The organism is Micromonospora craterilacus (assembly GCF_003236315.1).
GTDB lineage: Bacteria > Actinomycetota > Actinomycetes > Mycobacteriales > Micromonosporaceae > Micromonospora > Micromonospora craterilacus.
In genome coordinates this window covers 1-2,027 of the sequence record NZ_POTY01000440.1, presented here as the reverse complement: position 1 = coordinate 2,027, position 2,027 = coordinate 1, and the positions used below count along the sequence as shown (strand labels likewise).

The following is a 2,027-nucleotide window of genomic DNA, read 5'->3' as shown; positions in this document are numbered from 1 at the left end:
GCCCCAGAGCTGCTGCTTGTCGTACCCCACCCGGATTACCCCGGCCGGGTCGACGACCAGCGCCGAGATGCACCGGCGCCGCTCGGGGTGGCGGACCGCGGCGCCGACCACGACGGCGACGCCGGCGCCCGCGACGGACCGCAGCGGGTCCAGCCGCGGATCGTCCACCAGCCCGTCCGCGTCGGCCGCGACGTCGGTGCCGGCGGCGTCGGCGGCCAGCGTCGGCGGATGGTACGCGGGCAGGAAGAGCTCCGGCAGCACCACGACGCGGGCGCCCAGCTCGACGGCCCGGCGGGTCAGTCGAGCGGCGGCGACGGCGTTGCCGGCCACGTCTCCGAGGACCGGCTCGGCCTGGACGACGGCCACGGTCAGGGGCGCGGACGGCAGGGCGAAGGGGGGCGGCGGCACCGCCAGATCCTAACCGGGCCGGCAATACCAAGCCGTACGTACGGTTTGCGTTACCCGGGGTGAGCTGACACGATCTCGGTGTGCCCAGAGTAAGTCAGGACCAGCTCGATGCCCGCCGGCAGGAGATCCTCGCCGCCGCGCGGGCCTGCTTCGCCCGGCATGGCTACGAGGGCGCGACCGTCCGCCGCCTCGAGGAGGCGACCGGGCTGTCCCGAGGGGCGATCTTCCACCACTTCCGGGACAAGGATTCCCTCTTCCTCGCCGTCGCCGAGGACGACGCGGCGGCGATGGTGGAGACGGTCGCCCGCAACGGTCTGGTGCAGGTGATGCGGGACCTGCTCGCCCGGGCGGTCTCCCCGGACACCACAGGCTGGTTGGGCAGCCAACTGGAGGTTTCCCGACGGTTGCGAACCGACCCGGCCTTCGCGAAGCGGTGGGCCGAGCGGTCGGCGGCCATCGCCGAGGCGACCCGGGAACGCCTGGCCCGGCAGCGAGAGGCCGGCGTGCTCCGCGACGACGTACCGATCGACGTGCTGGCCCGCTTCCTCGAACTCGCCTACGACGGCCTGGTGCTGCACCTGGCGATGGGACGCCCGGCCGGCGACCTCGGCCCGGTGCTCGATCTGGTCGAGGAGGCCGTGCGCCGGAGCTGACGCGTCAGATAACGACGAGATAACTGGCCCCCTGCGGGACCAGGTTGCTGGCGTCGCCGCTCCACAATGAAACCGCGTCTCCCCTCGCGCGACAGGAGCAGGCCATGATGGGTCTCGCAGCAGATTTCGACACCTGGGGCGTCCCGAGCCGGACCTTCCTCATCTTCTACCTGGTGGCGACCGTCGTACTCGTCACCGGTGTCCTGATCCACCGCATGGCGCTGCTGGCGGGCCGGTCCGCACCGCCCGCCGACCAGCTCGGCCCGCAGCAGGTCGCCTACCTCAACGGTGGGGAGGACCTCGCGGTCTGGAGCTCGCTGAGTGCCCTGCGCAACCAGGGCTCGATCGGGGTGCAACCGGATCACCGGCTGACCGCCGAGGGTCCGCTGCCGTCTGGGGCCACCCCGCTCGACCGGGCCGTCCACTACGCCGCGGCCCAGCACACGACCGCCCGGCAGCTGCGCGGCACCGAGTGGGTCGACCGCGCCCTCGTCGAGATGCGCGACGGGCTGGAGCGGCGAGGTCTGCTGGTCGGTCCGAACCGGCGCACCGCCCTGCGTATGGGCCCGCTGTTGCTGGTCGCGTTGCTGCTGCTCGGCGTCTTCCGGATCGTCGCCGGGCTGGCCAACGACCGTCCGGTCTGGTATCTCGTGCTCATCGTCTGCGGGCTCGCGGTGATCACCACGGTGTTGTTCCTCCGGGTGCCCCGGCGGACCGCGGCAGCCGACGACGCGGTCCGGAGCCTCCGCCAGCGAAACCGCCACCTCGCGCCGGCCTCGCACCCGGCGTACACCGTCTACGGCGCCGCCGGGCTGGCGATGGCCGTGGCGCTCTACGGCACCGCCTCACTCTGGGCACTGGACCCGACCTTCGCCGAGCAGGCCGAGATCCAGCGTCAGGCAATGACGGGCGGTGGCGGTGGCGGTGGCACGACCAGCAGCTGCGGCGGTGGCAGCACCGCGGGAG

At 73.0% G+C, this 2,027-nt stretch carries 3 protein-coding genes; 2 read left to right on the top strand and 1 reads right to left on the bottom strand.

Going from position 1 to position 2,027, the window contains the following annotated elements; all coding sequences use genetic code 11:
- Positions 1-408, bottom strand: a 408-nt coding sequence (locus C1I95_RS33590; RefSeq protein ID WP_325048894.1) for a nitrilase-related carbon-nitrogen hydrolase, incomplete at its 3' end; no start/stop codon positions are given.
- An 80-nt stretch (positions 409-488) separates the two neighbouring features.
- Here C1I95_RS33590 and C1I95_RS33585 point away from each other — a divergent pair.
- Together C1I95_RS33585 and C1I95_RS33580 are read left to right on the top strand one after the other, a co-directional pair.
- Positions 489-1,061, top strand: a complete 573-nt coding sequence (locus tag C1I95_RS33585) for a TetR/AcrR family transcriptional regulator (RefSeq protein WP_111220107.1) — start codon at positions 489-491, stop codon at positions 1,059-1,061.
- Between the two features lie 104 nt (positions 1,062-1,165).
- Positions 1,166-2,027 (top strand): TIGR04222 domain-containing membrane protein (locus C1I95_RS33580; protein ID WP_111220105.1); only part of this gene is annotated, 862 nt, incomplete at its 3' end.